Annotated in this window: 22 protein-coding genes; 15 read left to right on the forward strand and 7 right to left on the reverse strand. The window is 44.7% G+C overall.

The window, feature by feature from the left end:
* Positions 1–75 precede the first annotated feature (75 nt).
* Together R7Z41_RS20745 and R7Z41_RS20750 are read right to left on the reverse strand one after the other, a co-directional pair.
* Positions 76–672 (reverse strand): tRNA-uridine aminocarboxypropyltransferase, encoded by a 597-nt coding sequence (locus R7Z41_RS20745; RefSeq protein ID WP_176311206.1) that lies wholly within the window; start codon positions 670–672, stop codon positions 76–78.
* Entirely contained in the window at positions 672–2222 is a 1551-nt protein-coding gene (locus R7Z41_RS20750) for a COG3650 family protein (protein WP_206971041.1), read from the reverse strand. Before R7Z41_RS20750 ends, R7Z41_RS20745 begins: the two co-directional genes overlap by 1 nt.
* 47 nt (positions 2223–2269) lie before the next feature.
* Between R7Z41_RS20750 and R7Z41_RS20755 the strand changes: the two genes are divergently transcribed.
* Positions 2270–2740: an EVE domain-containing protein gene (locus R7Z41_RS20755; protein WP_005378735.1), complete on the forward strand. Its 471-nt coding sequence runs from the start codon at positions 2270–2272 to the stop codon at positions 2738–2740.
* A 50-nt stretch (positions 2741–2790) separates the two neighbouring features.
* On the opposite strand, the gene R7Z41_RS20760 is transcribed toward R7Z41_RS20755, so the two are convergent.
* Entirely contained in the window at positions 2791–3615 is an 825-nt protein-coding gene (locus R7Z41_RS20760) for a Cof-type HAD-IIB family hydrolase (protein ID WP_017636084.1), read from the reverse strand.
* Positions 3616–3860: 245 nt separating this feature from the next.
* Positions 3861–4871, reverse strand: coding sequence for an alpha/beta fold hydrolase (locus R7Z41_RS20765; protein WP_005378733.1), 1011 nt, complete (start codon positions 4869–4871; stop codon positions 3861–3863).
* A gap of 65 nt (positions 4872–4936) precedes the next feature.
* Here R7Z41_RS20765 and rhtB point away from each other — a divergent pair, with 65 nt between their 5' ends.
* The 7 genes from rhtB (at position 4937) to R7Z41_RS20800 (ending at position 11612) form a co-directional block, all read left to right on the forward strand.
* Positions 4937–5554 carry a homoserine/homoserine lactone efflux protein gene (rhtB, locus tag R7Z41_RS20770; RefSeq protein WP_005378732.1) on the forward strand — a complete coding sequence of 206 codons (618 nt, stop codon included), beginning with the start codon at positions 4937–4939 and terminating at the stop codon, positions 5552–5554.
* Between the two features lie 24 nt (positions 5555–5578).
* Positions 5579–6802 carry an EAL and HDOD domain-containing protein gene (locus R7Z41_RS20775; protein WP_225478167.1) on the forward strand — a complete coding sequence of 408 codons (1224 nt, stop codon included), beginning with the start codon at positions 5579–5581 and terminating at the stop codon, positions 6800–6802.
* A gap of 154 nt (positions 6803–6956) precedes the next feature.
* Positions 6957–7292, forward strand: coding sequence for a metalloregulator ArsR/SmtB family transcription factor (locus tag R7Z41_RS20780; RefSeq protein WP_005378730.1), 336 nt, complete (start codon positions 6957–6959; stop codon positions 7290–7292).
* 42 nt (positions 7293–7334) lie between these two features.
* Positions 7335–8336 carry an ArsJ-associated glyceraldehyde-3-phosphate dehydrogenase gene (locus tag R7Z41_RS20785; RefSeq protein WP_005383630.1) on the forward strand — a complete coding sequence of 334 codons (1002 nt, stop codon included), beginning with the start codon at positions 7335–7337 and terminating at the stop codon, positions 8334–8336.
* Between the two features lie 12 nt (positions 8337–8348).
* Complete coding sequence (locus R7Z41_RS20790) at positions 8349–8843, forward strand: cyclin-dependent kinase inhibitor 3 family protein (protein WP_005383629.1); 495 nt, start codon at positions 8349–8351, stop codon at positions 8841–8843.
* A gap of 254 nt (positions 8844–9097) precedes the next feature.
* Positions 9098–10315 carry an organoarsenical effux MFS transporter ArsJ gene (gene arsJ, locus R7Z41_RS20795; RefSeq protein ID WP_005378722.1) on the forward strand — a complete coding sequence of 406 codons (1218 nt, stop codon included), beginning with the start codon at positions 9098–9100 and terminating at the stop codon, positions 10313–10315.
* Positions 10316–10598: 283 nt separating this feature from the next.
* Positions 10599–11612 carry an acyltransferase gene (locus R7Z41_RS20800; RefSeq protein WP_206971037.1) on the forward strand — a complete coding sequence of 338 codons (1014 nt, stop codon included), beginning with the start codon at positions 10599–10601 and terminating at the stop codon, positions 11610–11612.
* Here R7Z41_RS20800 and R7Z41_RS20805 read toward each other — a convergent pair.
* Positions 11609–11938 (reverse strand): DUF2500 domain-containing protein, encoded by a 330-nt coding sequence (locus tag R7Z41_RS20805; protein ID WP_005378719.1) that lies wholly within the window; start codon positions 11936–11938, stop codon positions 11609–11611. The genes R7Z41_RS20800 and R7Z41_RS20805 overlap by 4 nt on opposite strands.
* Before the next feature lie 328 nt (positions 11939–12266).
* Between R7Z41_RS20805 and R7Z41_RS20810 the strand changes: the two genes are divergently transcribed.
* From R7Z41_RS20810 to R7Z41_RS20825, 4 genes are all read left to right on the forward strand, one after another.
* The gene (locus R7Z41_RS20810) at positions 12267–12635 is read left to right on the forward strand and encodes a hypothetical protein (protein WP_005378717.1); all 369 of its coding nucleotides are present in this window, start codon (positions 12267–12269) and stop codon (positions 12633–12635) included.
* Positions 12636–13716: 1081 nt separating this feature from the next.
* Positions 13717–14337, forward strand: coding sequence for a lysoplasmalogenase (locus R7Z41_RS20815; protein ID WP_005389670.1), 621 nt, complete (start codon positions 13717–13719; stop codon positions 14335–14337).
* Between the two features lie 69 nt (positions 14338–14406).
* A complete protein-coding gene (locus tag R7Z41_RS20820) occupies positions 14407–14628 on the forward strand; it encodes a YecH family metal-binding protein (protein WP_005378711.1) in 222 nt (73 codons plus the stop codon).
* A gap of 106 nt (positions 14629–14734) precedes the next feature.
* On the forward strand, positions 14735–15319 hold the full coding sequence (locus R7Z41_RS20825; RefSeq protein WP_005389671.1) for a YhgN family NAAT transporter: 585 nt from the start codon (positions 14735–14737) through the stop codon (positions 15317–15319).
* A gap of 56 nt (positions 15320–15375) precedes the next feature.
* Here the strand turns inward: R7Z41_RS20825 and R7Z41_RS20830 are convergent, their stop codons facing one another.
* Both R7Z41_RS20830 and rsmD read right to left on the reverse strand, forming a co-directional pair.
* Complete coding sequence (locus R7Z41_RS20830; RefSeq protein WP_005378704.1) at positions 15376–15642, reverse strand: DUF1145 domain-containing protein; 267 nt, start codon at positions 15640–15642, stop codon at positions 15376–15378.
* A gap of 25 nt (positions 15643–15667) precedes the next feature.
* Complete coding sequence (gene rsmD, locus R7Z41_RS20835) at positions 15668–16267, reverse strand: 16S rRNA (guanine(966)-N(2))-methyltransferase RsmD (protein ID WP_005378702.1); 600 nt, start codon at positions 16265–16267, stop codon at positions 15668–15670.
* A gap of 230 nt (positions 16268–16497) precedes the next feature.
* Here rsmD and ftsY point away from each other — a divergent pair, with 230 nt between their 5' ends.
* The 3 genes from ftsY to ftsX are packed head-to-tail and all read left to right on the forward strand — an operon-like array spanning position 16498 to position 19385.
* Positions 16498–17730 (forward strand): signal recognition particle-docking protein FtsY, encoded by a 1233-nt coding sequence (gene ftsY / locus R7Z41_RS20840; RefSeq protein WP_064354405.1) that lies wholly within the window; start codon positions 16498–16500, stop codon positions 17728–17730.
* A gap of 22 nt (positions 17731–17752) precedes the next feature.
* On the forward strand, positions 17753–18427 hold the full coding sequence (gene ftsE / locus R7Z41_RS20845) for a cell division ATP-binding protein FtsE (RefSeq protein WP_005378697.1): 675 nt from the start codon (positions 17753–17755) through the stop codon (positions 18425–18427).
* Positions 18417–19385, forward strand: a complete 969-nt coding sequence (gene ftsX / locus R7Z41_RS20850; protein ID WP_005378695.1) for a permease-like cell division protein FtsX — start codon at positions 18417–18419, stop codon at positions 19383–19385. Before ftsE ends, ftsX begins: the two co-directional genes overlap by 11 nt.
* Positions 19386–19421 lie beyond the last annotated feature (36 nt).

Below are 19421 nucleotides of genomic sequence, written 5' to 3' on the forward strand. Positions count from 1 at the left end.
CACGTGAAACTTCTTGTCGTAAAAAACGCAGCGTAGGCTGCGTTTTTTGTTTGATTCTTCTACTAAGCTTAATGTTTACCGCTTAAGAGCGTGTCCACTCTTTTCAGCTTGGAACAAAGCGAGGTAATGGGCAAAAAAGCGCTGCATTTGTTGTTGGTTGTTTTGTTCTCCAAGTTGCCCGAGCAAATGTGCAGCGACTTCAAACGTGCACAAGTTACCTTGTTGTTGGTTGCGTCGCAGCTGATATTGTGAGTCCGCCGACGCAGACAATCCCATAGTAGGGATACCTTCTAACCAAAGGCTCTTATTGATCATTTTGCGCGCCTCTTGCCAGGTGGCATCCAAAATAATAAACAGCGGAGTTTTGGTTTGTTGCTGGCTTTGGAGTACCACATGTTCGAGTGTGATACTTTCTTCACAGGGGAAGAGCAACACCGGATACCGCGACGGATCAGTTAATAGAGTGAGCAATTCTGCTGGTGGCTGTTTGCGATCCCAGATTACTCGCTCAATGTTGAGTTGGCACTGCTCTAGTAGCTGGCCGGTATTAGTATCACGCTTCAGTTCATTCGGATGCATTAACAGCAGGATGTTGTGCTCACTGTTAAGTTTCGGCATTAGCGAGCACATACAATTGAATTGAAAACCGCAGGTTGGACACGGTTGTGACATTACAGACGAACTCCTTCTCGCACCGGGCTTATCCCATCAGAGAACAGACGCACGCCACTGACTTGGTTCGGCGTTGCCGTTGGCGCCATGCTTGGGTTGAGTGGGTAGCTAACCCCAGTGTATTGCATCACGTGTTGAGCCGCTTTAGCTCCGCCACCGCTGACATTAAAAATCAGATCTCGCCAACCATGAGAGGTTTGTTGGCCGAGCATAATCGGGCTTTGCACTAGTGTAATGCGGCTATTAAATCGCCATTCCTTTTCGTGATGTTCAAATATCAGCAATGTACAGCCTCCGGAACCACACCAATCCAACTGTACCAATAGCTCTTCGTTACCATCGCTGTTGAGGTCGTAAGTTAGCCAACGGTATTGGTTATTGTTGGGGGTGGTTTGATGGATAAAGAAGTAGTTGCGCACCGCGGCATCTACTTTTGAATCAAACTCTGCACTAGAAGGGACGTCAGCACTACCGATGGGGTTGTTGGTGCGTTTTTCGGCTGGTTGCATGATGCCTTCATCACGAACGGTGGCAGGATAAAGGACTAAACCACCATCGGCGATTGGGTATACTAAGTTACCGACTTTTTCTTTGGTCGCTTTGAGCTGATTGCCTTCTCGAGTAAACAGTCGCTCTGACATTAGCCTTTGCTGTTGATGATGCGTCATGACAACTTGAACCTGAGACGGACTTAACTGTTGCCAGTAACCACGCTCGATTAATGGTGCTTGTCCATTGGAGTAACGGTATTTTGTTGTGGCGCTGTGGTCTAGGTTTAAGGTCATTTGTACTTCAAAGCCTTGTGATTGAGTTGAGGTCGCGACATAGGTATTAGCCCAGCCAAGCGTTGCATCGACGTTTGCAGCCATACCACAACCTTGATACGTCTCGCCATCATGTTTTAGTGTTGCTTTCCAGCCATACAAAGAATCGCTCATTGTGTCTGAGCAGAGGTTTTCTGTTAAGTGAAGCTCACCATCTTGTAGTTGATAAGTGCGCTGGCGAGGTTGAAGCTGACTGCTTTTAATCGCTAATTTTGTGGTTTGTTTGCCGATTTGCTGGAATGTTAGTCCATTAGCCTCAAAGCTTGCCGACCAAGAAGGCTCATTACCAAACACGCGAGTTGGTTTGTTTGGTTGCTGACAACGGTTTGGATTTTCCGTTGTGAGGAAGTTCACTTGTTCCACGACAAAGTTAGCATCGAAATCAGCAGAAAACCCATCGATGCCCGGTGGGTTGAGGTGGCCGATAACCTCGCCATACATGGTCTGGTAAGGCTCGTTATTTAACTGAATTGCTCGTTGCATTTGCTGTGGTGATAGTTGCAACCAATATTGCTTGTCGCTGCCACAAGGCATGATGTATTGGCTCTCGTGACCGACGATCACTTTTCCGCGCAGCATAAAAGTTTGAGGTTGAATGGTTTCAGGCTTATCTAAGGTTGCTGGTGGAGAGGTTGGGTTAGCAGCACCAGATTGTGGCGGCTGTGAACTACATGCTTGCAGAACCAGCAGGGTGGCAAGCGCCACTGGGTTTTTCAAAGCCTTCATGTTATATCTTCCTCATTATTGTTACTCAATCGGCATCGGATGGCATTATGGCATATTGGTTATTTAAAACTGAACCAGATACCTTTTCTATTGACACGCTTCGAACCCAAAAGGTTTCATGTTGGGAGGGAGTTCGTAATTATCAGGCGCGCAATATGATGCGTGACCAAGTGAAGGTGGGCGATTTAGTCCTGATTTACCACTCTTCTTGTAAACATGTTGGCGTGGCAGGTATTGCTAAAGTTGTGAGAGAAGCCTATCCCGATCATTTCCAATTCGATCCCGAAAGCGATTATTACGATCCAAAGTCAGACCCAGACAACCCGCGTTGGATTATGGTAGATGTCGAGTTTGTACGTAAAACGGCGCGAGTGATTCCGTTGTCGGTGATGAAAGCGATGCCAGAACTTGAGAACATGCCGTTGGTGAAACGTGGAAATCGCTTGTCGATTATGCCCGTGACAGAAGAAGAATGGGACGCGATTCTTGGCAAAGAGAAGCTGCCAAGTCAGCGATAAAAGAAAAGGGCTGCGAATGTGCAGCCCTTCATTATTTGGAGTATTGAAGCTTACAGCAAGTGTTCTTGTAGGTAGTGTGCAACCGCATCTTCTGCATTGCTGCCAATCACTTCATTATTTGGTAGAGCTTTCATCACTTTTTCGTGTGATGTACCCATAACTAGCCCTTTACCTGCCATCGACAGCATTTCTACGTCATTCATGCCATCACCAAATGCTACGCAGTTTTCTAACGTGAGGTCGAGTTTTTTCGCTACCGCTTCAAGAGCATGACCTTTAGACACGCCAGCGCTCATTACTTCCAAACACCAAGGCGTTGAAAATGCGATGTTCAGCTTATCACCAAACTGCTCACGTAGTTTGTTTTCAAATACGACCAAACGTTCGTGGTCTTCTCCTGGATGCGTGAAGAAAACTTTCGCAATACCGTCAGTTGGGGCGTGGTCTTCATCAAATAAGACGTAAGTGAATTCATCGTGGAAGTCACGTAACGTTTCATCATCCTTGTTCATCAACCAGCTATCATTTTGATACATGTGAATAAGTATTTCTTGATCATGTTTGATCGTGTCGATCACGCCTTGTACCAGTTCCGCAGGGACATTCTCGCTGTACATTAGCTGATCTTCCTGGTCATGCACTCGGGCACCATTCGACGTGATCATATAAGCTGGAATGCCAACTTGGCGACGGATGCTCGCAACGTCTACGTGGTGACGGCCGGTTGCAAAGACAAAGGTATAACCCTTTTCATGCAGCGCTTTTAGCGTCTCTTTTGAGTAAGCACTGAGCTGATGGTTAGGTGCGAGTAACGTGCCATCCAGATCAGAGGCAACGATTTTGGTGATCTCTTTGCAAGGTAGCGATGTGCTCATGAAGTCCTCGTAAACGGTTTGGATAGTGTGGAACAGGTGAATTGCAAACGGAGTACAGCAGACTGACTAGATCGTACTGCTCCGAATGCGGGGGGAACTTGGGCTCGTAGCACTATGCGGTTAAACACAGTGTCAAAGTAGCCAAGTTCAAGCAGTGTACGTCAAAATGAGGATGAAAAAGAGGGTAAATCGATGTGTAGACATTTCCTCTTTAATCTTAGTCGTGAAATGGTCGCCTAGAGTTCTTATTGTGCTTGTTCGTTTGATGGCGATTTAGGGTCATTCATAAAGCGGAAAATCGCATCGAGCGCTTGATTACGATACTTATCGGTCTCGAACAAGATTTCATGCTGTGCGCCTTCGATAGAAAGCAGCTCCGCGTGCGGGTTGGTTTTCCGCAATTTATCAATAAAACGCTTTTGCGCGAGGTTGCTAACAATCCGATCGTTTCCGGCTTGGATTAGGATGACTGGTATTTTGACTTGGCGAGTTAATAAAAAGCACTGCTTAGCGGCCATGAGCCCTTGCCAAACCCAGCGAGTGCTTGGCCCACCGACTTGCAGTTCCGGTTTTTCCGTATATAGGTTTCGGAACCATTGGTAGCGGCCGTAACTTTGGCTAAGTGGGTTATCTTCAAAGGGCTTAGGGAAATAGGCCTGATGTCCTGGTGCATAGCGTGGCAAAGTCGATACCGCTGACATAATTTGTGTGACCGGAATCGCTATTGGTGATAGGTACCATGGCAGGTTAATGCCAAACATGGGGGCACTTAGAATCAAACCAGTAAAAGGGTGTTCTGGGTGAGTTTGCAGGTAACGTGTCGCGATCGCGCCGCCCATAGAGTGCGCGATGATGAAGCATTGTTGATATTCGCTAAGGTCGTGTTTTTTTACGACGATGTCCATATCATCAATATAATCAGTAAAGTCATAGACGTGACCCATATCTGAGTCAGATAATAAACGATCTGATAAACCTTGACCGCGGTGGTCAAAGGAATAGACATCGAAACCTTGGCGGTAGAGATCGTAAAACAGCTCTTGGTATTTCCAGGAAGACTCAATGCGTCCATTTACGATGAGCACGGCTTTTTTATGCTCTGGGTTGGTTAGCTTGCACCAGTAAATGTTCTTTTTCTCAGTCCCTTTAACAAAGCCCTCTTGGCGAGTTTGCCAAAGTGCTGCGATCGGACCACCAATTGCTTGCTCAAATAATGTCTCTTGAGTATAAGTCAAAGGTGAATGGTTAGTCGCCATTAGTTGATTACCTGAAGATACGTTGTTTACGCGATGTATCATCGAAGAATTAGTGAGGAAATGCAATGGATACCCATGTCTGGTTAGCTTATGTAGTAACAGCAATCGTTTTTAGTTTGGCTCCGGGCTCTGGCACGGTGAACTCAATCAGTAATGGTTTGAGTTACGGTACCCGTAAATCACTGGGTGCCATTATTGGCTTACAAATTGGTTTAGTTATCCACATCGCGCTGGTGGGGGCGGGTATTGGTGCGCTTGTCGCGCAGTCAGCAACCGCATTTTCTGTCATTAAATGGGTTGGTGCCGCTTATCTGGTTTGGTTGGGGATTCAGAAATGGCGCGACACATCAAGCTTAGTCGCAGCTGAAAACCACAACGAGATGTCAGGCACGGCGCTGTTGTACAAGGCAGTGTTAATTAACCTCACCAACCCTAAATCGATTGTTTTTCTGGTGGCGTTGTTCCCGCAGTTTATTGACCCGGCAAAAGACCAAATCACGCAACTGTTGGTGCTTGGCGTCACTACAGTCGTGATTGATGCGTGTGTAATGTTGGGTTACACGAGCTTGGCAGCACAAATGGGACGCTTTATTCGCTCCGATAAAATCATGGGAAAAATAAACAAAGTATTCGGTTCAATGTTCATGGGTTGTGGTGCATTATTAGCAGCTGCAAAGTCATAAGCCATTTATAGGTCCTTCTTTAGCATGAATACAACGTATGTCGCTCGCCAGCCGATCTTTAACCGAAAAAGACAGACGCTGGGTTATGAATTGTTGTTTCGAGACGGGGAGAGTAACGCATACCCTTCACATATTGATTCAAATCGAGCGACATACCGACTGATTGTCGAAAACTTCCTATCGCTGGGTACTAACCCAGTAATTGCCTCTTCTAGATGCTTTATTAACTTTCCTCATCAAAGCTTGGTGCGACGTTTGCCGCGCAGTTTGCCGAAAAACAAAATTGTCATCGAAGTGTTGGAAACGTGCCAACCTACGGATGAGCTTCTTGATGCGATTCGTGAGTTTTATCGAGAAGGTTACTTGATCGCTTTGGATGACTTCATCCTAACACCAGAATGGCGTCGTTTTTTGCCATATGTGCATATTGTGAAGCTCGACATTATGGCGATGGGGCTCGAAAAGGCCTGTGAACTGGTCAAAACACACCTTGCCAAACGCGTCAAATACCACTTTTTAGCAGAACGTGTTGAAACCGCAGAAGAGTTTGAGCAAGCGAAAGCGGCTGGCTTTAAATTTTTCCAAGGTTATTTTTTTAGCAAGCCACTCGTCTCGCAGACTAAATACGTCAGTCCTGAGCAAGTGTTGGCATTGCAACTGTTTCGTGAAGTTTGTGCTCCTGAGCCTGACTTTACTCGTATCGAGTCCATCATTACGCAAGATGTCGCGTTGTCATATAAATTATTGCGTTTTGTAAATACGCAAGCGCCGAATTTGGCTGTCGAAATCAGCTCTTTTCGTCAGGCATTGATTTATCTTGGCCAGGATAACCTTAAGCAGTTTGTCTCTTTGGTTGTGGCATCGTATATCTCCAGTAACAAGCCTCGAGAGCTGTATCACCTTTCATTGCAACGAGCTCAATTTTGCCAATTGATGTCGCGCTATCAGCCATTCTCTCACCTCAGCGAGCAAGGTTTCATGGTTGGTTTGCTGTCGATTCTAGATGCGCTGCTGGATCTTTCGGTGGAATCCTTAGTTAGGCAGTTACCGCTTAGTCATTCAGTACAACAAGCGCTATTACATCGCAAAGGGGTTTATGGTGCACTTATTTCCCTCGAAGAGTGCTACGAGCGTGCCGATTGGTCAGGGGTTGAAAAAATCACGATGCAATTGGGGTTGCCTTTAGAGGAAGTGAAGCTCTCCTTAGGTGAAGCGGCTCGCTGGAGTCAAAGCATCGCGACTGCATAATTTCTTGTCTTATCTTTTATCTCTTTGAATCTCTCTCTTTACAATCAAGCTGTTCGTTAGATGTGAAACTTTTATGACGATGGACGGTTTCCTCTTGACGATATATCTTAATTAAATAAACATATACGCATATCCATATATAGGTATGTTCATTATGCTTCCACATCAGTTTTTTAAGCTGTTATCCGATGAAACACGCGTACGTTGTTTAATGCTCGTGGCCCGTGAAGGTGAAACTTGCGTTGGCGATTTGGCGTTTGCTCTACAAGAGAGCCAGCCGAAAGTTTCTCGTCATCTTGCTCAGTTACGATCCAGTGGCATCTTGGTGGATAAACGCCAAGGGCAATGGGTGTATTACGAGTTATCACAGCAATTACCAGGTTGGATGCGAAAGTTAATTGAAGACTTAGTGGCATCAAACTGTTTGAAGCAGGAATACCAAGACGACATCACACGCTTACACGATAAAAGTCGTGAGGCTTGCTGTTAACAGCGAATAGAGATTCAAGGTAGAAGATTAGAGGGTAAAACTATGACAATTAAAGTAGGAATTAATGGCTTTGGCCGAATTGGTCGCTTAGCGCTGCGAGCGGCATTTGATTGGCCAGAATTGGAGTTTGTGTTAATCAACGATGTCGCAGGTGACGCCGCTACGCTTGGTCACTTATTAGAATTCGATTCAGTGCAAGGTCGTTGGCATCATGGAGTTCAGGTCGAAGGCAGTGAGCTCGTCATCAACGGCAAGCGTGTCGCCACGACTCAACAACGCGATATCGATGCGGTGAACTGGTCTGATTGTGATGTTGTGATTGAAGCGACAGGCGTACATCGCAAAACATCATTCCTAAACAAATACCTAGAGCAAGGTGTGAAACGTGTCGTGGTAAGCGCACCTGTGAAAGAAGAAGGTATTGCGAACATTGTGGTGGGCGTGAACGACCATATTTTCGACCCTGAAAAACATCGTATCGTGACAGCAGCTTCGTGTACGACTAACTGTATCGCACCTGTGGTTAAAGTCATTCATGAGAAATTGGGTATCGAACAATCTTCTTTTACGACCATTCACGACCTGACGAATACGCAAACTATTTTGGATGCGCCACACAAAGATCTACGCCGTGCAAGAGCATGCGGCATGAGCCTTATCCCGACCACGACGGGGAGCGCGAAGGCGATTGTCGAAATTTTCCCAGAATTAAAAGACAAAATTAATGGTCATGCGGTTCGCGTACCTCTAGCAAACGCATCGTTAACAGACATCATTTTTGATGTGAAGCGTGATACCACAGCAGAAGAAGTGAATGCACTGTTAAAAGAAGCATCTGAAGGTGATTTGAAAGGCATCCTTGGCTTCGAAGAGCGTCCTTTAGTTTCTATCGATTATAAAGGCGACCAACGTTCAACCATCGTTGATGCGCAATCAACCATGGTTGTGGGTTCTCGTATGGTTAAGATTTACGCTTGGTACGATAACGAAATGGGTTATGCAACGCGCACAGCAGAGCTGGTTCGTAACGTTGGTTTGGCTTAAAAGGGGGTCACAATGTCTCATCCTACATGGCAATTAGATTTGGACTCCGGTGCTTTAATCTTAACACCGTGCCCAGGAACGAAAGGTGTCGATTTGCATGCGTCGTTAGAACAGTTGAAAGAGCAGGGTGTTCAAGCGGTCGTTACTGCATTAGATGATAGTGAATTAGCTGCGAAGAATGTCTCTGCATTGGGTGAAGCCACTCAGCAACTGGGTATGAAATGGTTCCAGATCGAGATTGAAGACGACTGCGCACCAAATGAAGAATTTGCGACGAAGTGGCAACAAGCCAGTCCGGAACTGCACGCGATTCTTGCTCAAGGTGGCAAAGTTGCGATGCATTGCATGGGTGGTTCGGGGCGCACAGGTTTGTTCGCTGCTCACCTACTCCTAGAAAAGGAATGGCAGTTAGAAGATATCGTGCGAGAAGTACAGGCATTGCGCCCTGGTGCATTTACAAAACCTGTGCAAGTTGAGTACATCGAACGCGTGGCTCAAGACGCTTGATCAGCTTAAATAGCTTTTGGTTCATTATGATCCAAAAGCTAAATTCGAGCTTCTTCAGGATACGACTGTTTACAAAAAAAGCCATTAATATTAACTAATGCATTGTTTTTAAGGTGTATTTTTCTTTTTATTGATGTTGGGGCATTTTTTGAAAATCACAGCAACATTGTATTGGTCAATGTTGCTGTACAGGTTAGGAAGTATTTAGAACATGATGATCTAAATGCTTCTATCGCTGTACATATGAGGTCAATATGATTTCTCAATTAAGCAAAAGTATTCGTCAGTACATGTTAGTGACGTTTAACTATTGGAACTTTACGGTGACCGATGGCGCACTGCGTATGCTGGTGGTGCTCTATTTTCATGACTTAGGTTATTCCACGTTAGCTATTGCGTCACTGTTTCTTTTCTATGAATTTTTTGGTGTGGTGACAAACCTGGTTGGTGGTTGGTTGGGCGCAAGGTTAGGCCTAAATAAAACCATGAACATTGGTTTAGCGATGCAAGTGTTTGCGTTGCTGATGCTCGCAGTACCAAATGCATGGCTGACCATTCCTTGGGTGATGGCAGCGCAAGCTCTGTCGGGGATTGCCAAAGATCTGAACAAAATGAGTGCTAAGAGCGCGATTAAAACGCTAGTACCAGACGAACAGCAAGGTGCGCTCTACAAATGGGTAGCGATTTTGACTGGCTCGAAGAATGCACTCAAAGGAGCGGGCTTTTTTGTTGGTGGCTTGCTGCTGTCTTGGGTGGGTTTTCAAAACTCGATGTTTATTATGGCGGGTGTACTTACATTAGTGTTTGTTTGCAGCATGATCTGGCTAGAAGCGGACATGGGTAAAGCAAAGAGTAAACCTAAGTTTCGCCAAATATTCTCCAAGTCTGAATCGATAAACATTTTATCCGCAGCACGCATGTTCTTGTTTGGTGCTCGTGATGTGTGGTTTGTCGTTGCTCTGCCTATTTATCTTGGTAGCGTGTTTGGCTGGGATCACTTGTGGGTTGGTAGCTTTCTCGCAGCGTGGGTCATTGCTTATGGGTTTGTGCAAGGCTTTGCGCCGCGTATTACTGGCAAAGCGCAAGGTCGTGTGCCTGATGGTAGTGCAGCATTGGTGTGGGCAGGAATCCTAGCGTTAATTACGGCTGGTATTGCTTATGGTGTGCAAATCGGTTGGCAGCCTGAATTGGTGATTGTGGTAGGTTTGATGATTTTTGGCGCTGTGTTTGCCATTAACTCTTCGCTGCACTCGTACTTGATAGTGAGCTACGCTAAAGGCGATGGCGTCTCGTTGGATGTCGGTTTTTACTACATGGCCAATGCGATGGGACGTTTGATTGGCACGGTATTATCGGGTTGGATCTACCAAGAGGCTGGTCTTGCAGCGTGCTTATGGGTTTCTTTTGCTTTCTTGGCACTGACGACGCTGATTTCAATTAAGTTGCCAAAAGCTAATGTTGCTACTGCGTAACTACCCCCAGTATCGCTATCTGTAGATGGTATAAATGGCTCCAAATCGGAGCCATTTTTGTTTCTTATGCGCCGTTTGCTGTAATCAGATTGTTTCGGTTTGGCATCGAGAGTGAATACTGATGCTTGGTTTTTGGTTCTCGTTAAGTGATTAGAGTGGTGATGAAATCCCCGTTGTAGGTCATTGTTGAGTTAAAAATAAGCAAAAACAGATTGTTAACTATTTCACTGGTTGAGATTTACCCTATGCTATAAACGATAAGCGACTCAAAGTAGGGAAAGGTATGAGAGAAAGGGTTCTGTTTTTTGATTTATTGCGCTGCTTCGCAGCGGTAGCAGTGATCGCCATTCACGTCTTGGCACCGTATCGAAATGAGTTAGGAGTGATTCCATTTGACCAATGGCTGACAGCGGTAGGCGTGAATAGCGTAACCCGCTGGGCAGTGCCAGTTTTTATTTTGATCACCGGAGCGCTAATGCTCAGTGACACTCGACCATTTGACGGTAAGTATTATATCAAAAGGCGTTTGGGCAAAGTTTTAGTTCCATTTCTTATTTGGTCGATGTTTTATGCATACCTTTCAGGCTGGACGTCTCAAGGCTTTGATTTTGAAACCGTAAAAGAGGTATTAAGCAATAGCCCATTCCACGCAACGTATTACCATCTCGGCTTTTTCTATTACTTTATACCACTGTATTTTGTGATTCCGCTGTTTCAATGGATGGTACGCAACGTGGATGACAACGTCTTGTATACCTATCTCGCATTTTGGCTTTTCACCAGCACTCTGTTCTTGTTCAAGATTGATGGCCCTTGGAGTAATCAGATGTGGCTTTATATGGGTTACCTTCCACTGGGGTATGTTTTATTTCAAAAGGTACCTTTGAATCGCTCTATGGTGACCTTATTTGTTGGGCTAGGACTCGTGGCGTTGGCAGTGACCTTTACGATGGTTGTGACAAATAGCTTAGAGGCGGAGAAGTATACGGTTGGGCGCTGGCTCTCTTATAAAACACTGAATGTGATTCTAGCGGCTTCGATGATTTTTATGATCGGGCGTTACTTTGGTGAAGGCTTATCACCAAAAGTACAAAAAGTGGTCAGTGTGATCAGTCAGCACAGCTTGGGGATTTACTTACTTCACCCTATTTTCTTATGGCCGATGAAAGAGTTCGGTTGGTACACAGGACATCCTGCGTGGGTGATTCCAGTCTGGATCGTTCTAAGTGGATCTGGAGCCTTGACGATGAGCTATCTCTTTTCTCGTTCTGCCAAGACTCGTTGGTTACTGCCTTAACGTTTGATAGCGAAGTGAAGGAACTTGTTGCCGCGATAGGTCAATGTTCCCTTATCTCCAGGGTTGAGTGCATGGTAGTAATGCACTCCAATTTGGAATTCACGCTTTGGACCGATAGAACCACGTTGAACGTAAATCCAATACTCTTGATCGTCTTGACCTGGTGGTGCGTTTGGTATGTCTATCGCTTGTTTATCTAAAACCGTTACCTGCGCGCTTTGCTCTGGAGCGTCTTCGCCCACATAGTGCTTACTATAAAAACGGAAAAACACCCACGCGCCCAAGGCAATAAGGGCGAATAGGGCGAAAATAAGTGAGATTGGCATATTAACCTCCAATGTTTTATCGGGTCCCATTCTACAGAACTCGCTGACGAAACGATGAGTTGAGGTAACTTATTCATAATCTAATGAAAGGGATATGAATTTTATTCGGCGCACTTCACGGTTTATCTTAATGGGGACGCGATGAAATTGTTGCTTCATCTGTAAGCTACGTCACTAAAGCTGAACTAAGCAGCTTTCACTTGTCTGGCTATATGAGCTCAAGGGCACAAATTGAAAGTAAAATTGCACTTAACGGCTCGAAAAAGCTCTAAATTTATAGAAGAATAAAAATAATGAACATAGGAAGGGTCTGGTAAGGAGGGTTACGATGTCAGATATTGAAAAAGTAGTCATGCGTACCCGAACGATCGAAAAACTTTTGCGTACTCAGTACCATGCAGAAGGGAAAGGGTTGCACCAACTTATTAATAGTTGTGAAGAACGTTTACCGCATGACGTGATAGCAAAGCTTCGATTCATCGCAACCGTGCGTAACAAAGTGGTGCACGAAGACGATTACAAGCTGGATGATCGTAAAGGCTTTATGGCGGCATGTGATGCTTGTGAAAAAGAGCTGACACCAAGAAGCTCTCGCTTTATTTGGCGTACAGCAATTTTGCTAATGACGTTGATTACGCTGGCAGCTCTTGGTTTTTACTATATGCACTGGGATATTTTGTCTAAGCACATTCAGTAGAGCTATACAGATAAATAAAAAAGGACGCATTTGCGTCCTTTTTTATTTTAAATCATTGGGTTAGTACATCATTGGCAGTGTCATTAAACCCACAACCACTGCAATCATAACCAGCCCTTGTTTTTGAGAAGATGAAATCATAACACTACCCCTTAATCTTTGATGAACTCGATGAATTTAATATAGCACTGTTTTTGGGGTTTGATCAACATATGCTCGTTAATCTTTTCAAAAACCACACTTAACTTGTCTGGTTTTACGTGATTCTGACTAATGAAACTATGTTTTTTGTGCTGTATTTAAAGTGTTCACATTGTTTTATTTCTATCCTTTTTTGTTTTAAGTGTATGATTTTATAATGTTAAATGGTTTGTGATGTTGGCTTTGTAATTGTTTTTTGTTTCGAATGGTATGTTGGGTGTTTATTTTGTCTGTATTTCTCAAAAATTGAGAAAATTAAAAAATGTGCTATGAGGTTGCATCGTCAAATCGAAAGCATGGAGTGAGATTTTCTTACCTTATGAGAAAATATGGGCTTCAAAAGTGTTTAGTGATTTTATGGTTTATGAAGTCCGCACTTTTATCTGTTATTGAAATTATGGTTTTATTTATCATTGACTTACTTTTCTTGTCTGATGTTTTTTTTACTGAATTAAGGTCGGTTTTCTTAGTTTTTACCCCTAGTCATCAGTGGTTTCTCCTCTCTTAGAGCGCTACTAAGACTATTTTCTATTTTGTGTCTGTTATTTATGCTTGTTGCCTGCATTACATACATCCTGGTGGTTTAATCGTCAGTTTGTGAAATGGCGGCTTACCTGGAGCACTTATCTGTTTTTCAGTTAAATAGTTTTAGAAAGCGTTGGTTATTGTGTCGTGTGATTTGATGGGTTCGGCTGATGAGCAAAGCTTGGCCCCAATGTTTAGTGGCATCATTCAGGCTCATCGGCTTTATTATTACGTAGGCTGAGGGTTACAAAATGTTTCGAATCGCTAGCGAGATCCAACTTTCGTAGATTGTGTCTTTACATCAAAACTGGTCTACCTAGACTAGCGGCGAGTTTAAGTAAAAGGTGTATACTGCATGTGGAGTTGGCTGGCGATAGGGCTATCAGGTGTGTATTCCGTGTTGGGAGCAAAGCAAGCTAACCCGACACAATCCCTCGTGTTTAAAATCTTTACTCTGCTACTTCTTCTTGTGTTGGTGTTAACTCAAGGTGCATCCGCAACATATACCTACTGGATTGCGGGTGGGCTTATTGTGTCTATGGTGGCAGATACGCTGCACTCGTTTAAAACTCGTAAGCTAATCTATTTTACGGCTTATCTGGTTGCCCAGGTATGCTACAGCAAGTCATTTTGGGTGCAGCTTAATGGTGAGATTGTCTGGTGGCTGTTGGCCCTGCTGCTTGCAGCGAGTATCGTGGCGTTCTTTTTGTTGCTACCTCAACTCGACTCTCTGGTATTCCCTGTTGTGATCATGGGGATGATGCTGGTTCAACTTGCTTGGGCAGCCGGTGAAGTTTGGTTACAAGTGCCGAGTTACGCCAATGCTATCGGTTTTAGCGGAACCTTAGTTCTGATCTATTCGGCGCTGGCATACGCGATACACGGTTATCGAAAACCGATGAAACACGCCTATTTGTGGGTGAGTGGCAGTTACTTTTTTGCTCATGCCCTCATTGTTGCCTCAATCATTTACTAATTTAAGTCAAAGCAGCTCTTGAGGATTTCAGTAAACTGAACGCATTGTTCTTAATAACTGGAGTCAATAATGAGTGAAATCCATGCTCACGAGCTGCTAAACCTACTTAGAGAAACACCAATGGATCGCGAAGCCCTCACACAGCACTTTGGTGCTAGCGTTCGCTTTCACACCTGTAAACTGAATGATCTAGACTTAGATGCATTACTAGCATTTTTGCTCAAGCGCGACAAAATTCGTGAGCTTGAAGGTAAGTTTGTGGTCAATATGGCGCGAGTTTGCAATCACTAAACGGCGGCTAAGATCGAGGGTGACTATGGTGTTTTCGCCCTCAGTCATATACTCATGTTGTCAGTTTGCTATACACTGGCCGCCATTTTTTAGGTGAGGCCAGAATATGGACATTCTTTCTGCAGCGACCATGCTGTTTCTAATCATGGACCCCCTCGGTAACTTGCCGATTGTGTTGTCTATTCTCAAACATATCGATCCCAAGCGTCGTCGTAAGGTATTGATTCGTGAACTACTGTTTGCCTTACTGATCTTGATGCTGTTTCTGTTTGCAGGACAAAGCATCTTAAGTTTTTTGCATGTCCAGCCAGAAACGCTCAGCATTTCAGGTGGCATTATTCTCTTCATTATTGCGATTAAGATGATTTTCCCGAGTGCTGGCAGCATCACTGGACTGGCAGCAGGCGAGGAGCCCTTTATTGTTCCGATGGCCATTCCTATGATCGCGGGCCCTTCAGTGATTGCAGCCTTGCTTTTACTGTCTTCGCAACATCCAGAGAAAATGTTGGAAATGTCAGCATCAGTCGTAATTGCGTGGGGCGCAACATTTTTTATACTGATGTTTTATGGCTTCTTTAATCGCTTGTTGGGTGAACGTGGCTTGAAGGCGGTAGAACGCTTAATGGGCTTGTTACTGGTGATGATCTCCACTCAAATGTTCTTAGATGGTGTAAAAAGTTACATTGGGTGACGAACGAAACGCAGAAAAAAGCCGCTCACAAGAGCGGCTTTTTCGTATCTGAGCGATTACATCATGTGTTTACGACGAATATCGAGTAGGGCAAAAATACCAAAAATCAGGATTGAATATTTTTCCCAACTGCTCATTTTTATTTTGTCGCCAAATGCACCAATGAAGATGGCCATTTGTAAACCGTGCATGATGAACAAAAAAGCGGTCATGATGTATAGCGCAATCGCGGCATTGCCGGGGAAGGGCATAAAAATATTTAGGATTAATACTAACCAAACAAAGGCGATAGCCGCTTTGGCCAGCATAATTAGTGCTTTCATTTAAGTATCCTTTTAAATCGAGGCGTTATGCGGAGGTACGTTCGTACAGACGATAGCTCACTTGGCCTGCTGTTTTTTCTCGATGTAATTGCCAGTTTTCTGGTAAGTCGGCAATATTGAGTTCTTTTTCTGTTTCAATATAAATCATCGCATCTTCCGCGAGCCAGCCATTTTGTTCTAGCAGAGCCACGGTCTCATCCAATAGACCTTTGCGAAACGGTGGGTCAATAAACACCACATGGTGAGCAGAACCCGGTTGCTTCAAAAAACTCAGTGCGTCGGTATTTACCACTTGGATGTTGTTCGCGTTAAGAGAGGCAACATTCTTTTGTAACTGTTGGAAAGCTTGTGGGTTTAGCTCAACCATGGTCACTTGCTCTGCTTGGCGCGAAGCTGACTCAAATCCCAAGCCGCCAGAGCCAGCAAACAAGTCGAGACATTTTGCCTGTGGTACATCTTGAGCTAACCAGTTAAACAGCGTTTCTTTGACGCGATCGGTCGTGGGGCGTAAGCCTTCAGCATCGTGTACAGGAAGTTTTCTGCCTCTCCATAAGCCACTAATAATGCGAACAAAGCCCGTTGTTGGCTTTTTTTGTGATGAGTTTTGCTGGCGACGTCTTACCATAGATTTTTTGACCGCTAATAAAGTGATACTATATCTAATCGCCCAAGCAATGAGCTTGGAGCTTGGATACAGCCCAGAATATTCAAGATGACAGAGTGTAACACTAATAAGATTAGAATTACCTAATCGGAAAGTTTTCAGAACTTTGTCATTAGCCTTTTTTAGACAGATAATAATCTTGTCAAAAAAGAGTCATTAATAGATAAAAGAACAATCTAGGATAGCCCCAGATGACGGAAAAAAAGAAGCGCGGATTACTTTCGTGGCTAGGTTTTGGTGACGAAGAACAAAGCCCAAAACCAAAAACTGAAGAAACAGTAAAAGAAGAAGCAGTGGAAGCGCCTTCTGAAGAGCAGCAAACCGAAGCGGTTGCTGAGCAAGCGGAAGCAACGCCAGAACTTGAAGAAGAAGAGAAACAATCAGAGGCTGCCCCAGCAGAAGCAGAAGCAGAAGCAGAAGCAGAAGCAGAAGCAGAAGCAGAAGCAGAGGAGCCAGAAGTCGTATCGGCCGCGCCTCGTGTTCAAGAACAAGAAAAGCCAACAGAAAGCTTTTTTGCTCGTCTTAAACGCAGCCTAAGCCGAACAAAAGCAAATATTGGTGCTGGCTTCTTCGGTCTGTTCAGCGGTAAGAAAATCGATGAGGACTTATTTGAAGAGCTAGAAGAGCAACTGCTTATTGCTGATGTGGGCATGAATACCACAACAAAAATTATCAACAACCTGACAGAAAAAGCCACACGTGGCGATCTGAAAGACGGCGAAGCCCTTTATGGTTTGTTGAAAGAAGAAATGGCTGAGATTCTTTCTAAAGTCGAACAGCCACTAGAAATCGATAGCAACAAAACGCCTTACGTCATCTTGATGGTGGGTGTAAATGGCGTGGGTAAAACCACGACCATCGGTAAGCTTGCCAAGCAGTTCCAAACTCAAGGCAAAAAAGTGATGCTTGCAGCGGGAGATACTTTCCGTGCCGCAGCGGTTGAGCAGCTACAAGTGTGGGGTGAACGTAATAATGTTCCTGTGATTGCTCAACATACTGGCGCAGACAGTGCCTCTGTTATCTATGATGCGATTGAAGCGGCAAAAGCACGTGGTGTGGATGTGGTGATTGCTGATACAGCAGGTCGTCTACAGAACAAAGCGAACCTAATGGAAGAGCTGCGTAAGATTGTACGTGTGATGAAGAAAATTGATGACTCTGCACCACATGAGATCATGCTAACGCTTGACGCAGGTACAGGACAAAATGCCATTAGCCAAGCGAAACTTTTCAGTGATGTTGCCCCTCTAACCGGGATTACTTTGACTAAGCTGGATGGTACAGCCAAGGGCGGCGTAATTTTCGCTATCGCTGATCAGTTCGGTATTCCAATTCGTTACATTGGTGTGGGTGAAGGTATCGAAGACTTGCGTCCATTTGAAACTCAAGAGTTTATTGACGCACTGTTTAGTCGTGAAGAATAAAAAGAGTTAGAGGAAATCAACGGTGATCAAATTTCAGCAAGTAAGCAAAGCTTACCGAGGTGGTCGACAAGCACTGCAAAAAGTCGATTTTCACCTGAGGCGCGGTGAAATGGCGTTTTTAGGCGGACATTCCGGGGCTGGTAAAAGTACCTTGCTGAAATTGATCTGCGCGATAGAGCGACCAACCGATGGCAAAATCCATTTTAATGGCCACGACATCACGCGTATTCCAGGCAAAGACATCCCTTTTTTGCGCCGCAATATTGGGATTGTTTTTCAAGATCATCGCCTATTGATGGATCGCAGTGTGTACGACAATGTCGCTCTGCCAATGCGTATCGAATCGATTTCTGAAAACGAAATCAAACGCCGTGTTTCTGCGGCGTTAGATAAAACGGGCTTACTCGATAAAGCTCGTTGTCTACCTAGTCAACTTTCTGGTGGTGAGCAACAGCGCGTCGGTATTGCCCGTGCTGTGGTTAATCGACCAACGTTGCTGGTGGCTGATGAGCCTACGGGTAACCTTGACCCAGAATTATCCAACCGTGTGTTGCGTCTATTCGAAGAATTTAACCGTGCGGGCGTGACAATCTTACTTGCCACGCACGATGTGGGGTTAGTAAACACTCGCCCACAGTATCGTCATTTTGAATTGAACCAAGGCTTCCTAAGTGAGGTAGAAGACTATGGCAGGTAACAAGCACTCCCAAAAGAAGGGGAAAGGCCGCAGTGCCAAGCGTGCGAATACCGATGGTTTTTTCTCTGTCCACGCAAAACAAGCTAAATCCTCTTTTAGCGCCTTATGGCAACGACCACTAGGCAACATTCTGACCCTAGCGGTCATCTCCATGGCACTTGCCATGCCAGCTTGTTTGTATCTATTGGGGAAAAACGTTGCAGGGGCAGCGGAAGATGTCGCTTCTCCTTCACAAGTTAGTGCTTACTTAGTTGAAGGCATGCCGGATGCGCGAGTGATGGTTCTCAAAGATCAAATTGAAACTTGGCCTTTGGTAAAAGAGGTAGAATATATTTCACCGCAACAAGGTCTATCTGATTTAAGCCAATATGCAGGGTTCGACCAAGCTATCAGTCTTTTAAGTGGCTATGCGCTTCCTGGTGTGTTGGTGATTACGCCAGATTCGGAGCTAAAAAGTGATATTCAGTCATTAGCCAAAGACGTTCGAGAGCAACAAGATGTGACCGACGTGAGACTTGACGAAGACTGGCTGGCGCGTCTTGATGCAATCAAAACTCTCGCGAGTATTATTGTCATTACCCTGACAGTGCTGATGCTCGGTGCGGTATTTTTAATCGTTGGCAATACATTGCGATTTAATGTGCTGGCGAATAAAGAAGAGATTCAAACCATGAAACTGATCGGTGCGACGGACAGTTTCATTCTGCGCCCTTACTTGTACACAGGTATGTGGTTTGGCGTGTTAGGTGCCACTATTGCGTGGTTGGTAACGGCTTTAGTGACCATTGTCATGAATAGTGCGGTGGAAGACCTTGCTGCGTTGTACGATAGCCAGTTCCGCCTGATTGGTCTAAGTTGGGATGAATCTTTGTTACTAATCATCATTGGGAGTCTTTTGGGATGTATTGCGGCGCGCTTTTCTGCGCAACGACATTTAAAAGAAATTGAACCAGTTTAAGTGATGGCGGTCTTATTACTTGGATTTTATTAGCAC

Origin of the sequence: Vibrio sp. 1457, assembly GCF_033340195.1 — a bacterium.
Classification (GTDB): domain Bacteria; phylum Pseudomonadota; class Gammaproteobacteria; order Enterobacterales; family Vibrionaceae; genus Vibrio; species Vibrio alginolyticus.

Bases quoted from the DNA above. Each gene is read 5' to 3' on its own strand.
- R7Z41_RS20800 (WP_206971037.1), top strand. From the start codon at position 10,599: ATGAGAGAAAGGGTTCTGTTTTTTGATTTATTGCGCTGCTTCGCAGCG.
- ftsY (WP_064354405.1), top strand. From the start codon at position 16,498: ATGACGGAAAAAAAGAAGCGCGGATTACTTTCGTGGCTAGGTTTTGGT.
- R7Z41_RS20755 (WP_005378735.1), top strand. From the start codon at position 2,270: ATGGCATATTGGTTATTTAAAACTGAACCAGATACCTTTTCTATTGAC.
- R7Z41_RS20775 (WP_225478167.1), top strand. From the start codon at position 5,579: ATGAATACAACGTATGTCGCTCGCCAGCCGATCTTTAACCGAAAAAGA.
- R7Z41_RS20805 (WP_005378719.1), bottom strand. From the start codon at position 11,938: ATGCCAATCTCACTTATTTTCGCCCTATTCGCCCTTATTGCCTTGGGC.
- R7Z41_RS20820 (WP_005378711.1), top strand. From the start codon at position 14,407: ATGAGTGAAATCCATGCTCACGAGCTGCTAAACCTACTTAGAGAAACA.
- R7Z41_RS20765 (WP_005378733.1), bottom strand. From the start codon at position 4,871: ATGGCGACTAACCATTCACCTTTGACTTATACTCAAGAGACATTATTT.
- R7Z41_RS20830 (WP_005378704.1), bottom strand. From the start codon at position 15,642: ATGAAAGCACTAATTATGCTGGCCAAAGCGGCTATCGCCTTTGTTTGG.
- ftsX (WP_005378695.1), top strand. From the start codon at position 18,417: ATGGCAGGTAACAAGCACTCCCAAAAGAAGGGGAAAGGCCGCAGTGCC.
- R7Z41_RS20745 (WP_176311206.1), bottom strand. From the start codon at position 672: ATGTCACAACCGTGTCCAACCTGCGGTTTTCAATTCAATTGTATGTGC.
- rhtB (WP_005378732.1), top strand. From the start codon at position 4,937: ATGGATACCCATGTCTGGTTAGCTTATGTAGTAACAGCAATCGTTTTT.
- R7Z41_RS20790 (WP_005383629.1), top strand. From the start codon at position 8,349: ATGTCTCATCCTACATGGCAATTAGATTTGGACTCCGGTGCTTTAATC.
- R7Z41_RS20750 (WP_206971041.1), bottom strand. From the start codon at position 2,222: ATGAAGGCTTTGAAAAACCCAGTGGCGCTTGCCACCCTGCTGGTTCTG.
- R7Z41_RS20810 (WP_005378717.1), top strand. From the start codon at position 12,267: ATGTCAGATATTGAAAAAGTAGTCATGCGTACCCGAACGATCGAAAAA.
- R7Z41_RS20825 (WP_005389671.1), top strand. From the start codon at position 14,735: ATGGACATTCTTTCTGCAGCGACCATGCTGTTTCTAATCATGGACCCC.
- rsmD (WP_005378702.1), bottom strand. From the start codon at position 16,267: ATGGTAAGACGTCGCCAGCAAAACTCATCACAAAAAAAGCCAACAACG.
- R7Z41_RS20760 (WP_017636084.1), bottom strand. From the start codon at position 3,615: ATGAGCACATCGCTACCTTGCAAAGAGATCACCAAAATCGTTGCCTCT.
- R7Z41_RS20785 (WP_005383630.1), top strand. From the start codon at position 7,335: ATGACAATTAAAGTAGGAATTAATGGCTTTGGCCGAATTGGTCGCTTA.
- R7Z41_RS20780 (WP_005378730.1), top strand. From the start codon at position 6,957: ATGCTTCCACATCAGTTTTTTAAGCTGTTATCCGATGAAACACGCGTA.
- arsJ (WP_005378722.1), top strand. From the start codon at position 9,098: ATGATTTCTCAATTAAGCAAAAGTATTCGTCAGTACATGTTAGTGACG.
- R7Z41_RS20815 (WP_005389670.1), top strand. From the start codon at position 13,717: ATGTGGAGTTGGCTGGCGATAGGGCTATCAGGTGTGTATTCCGTGTTG.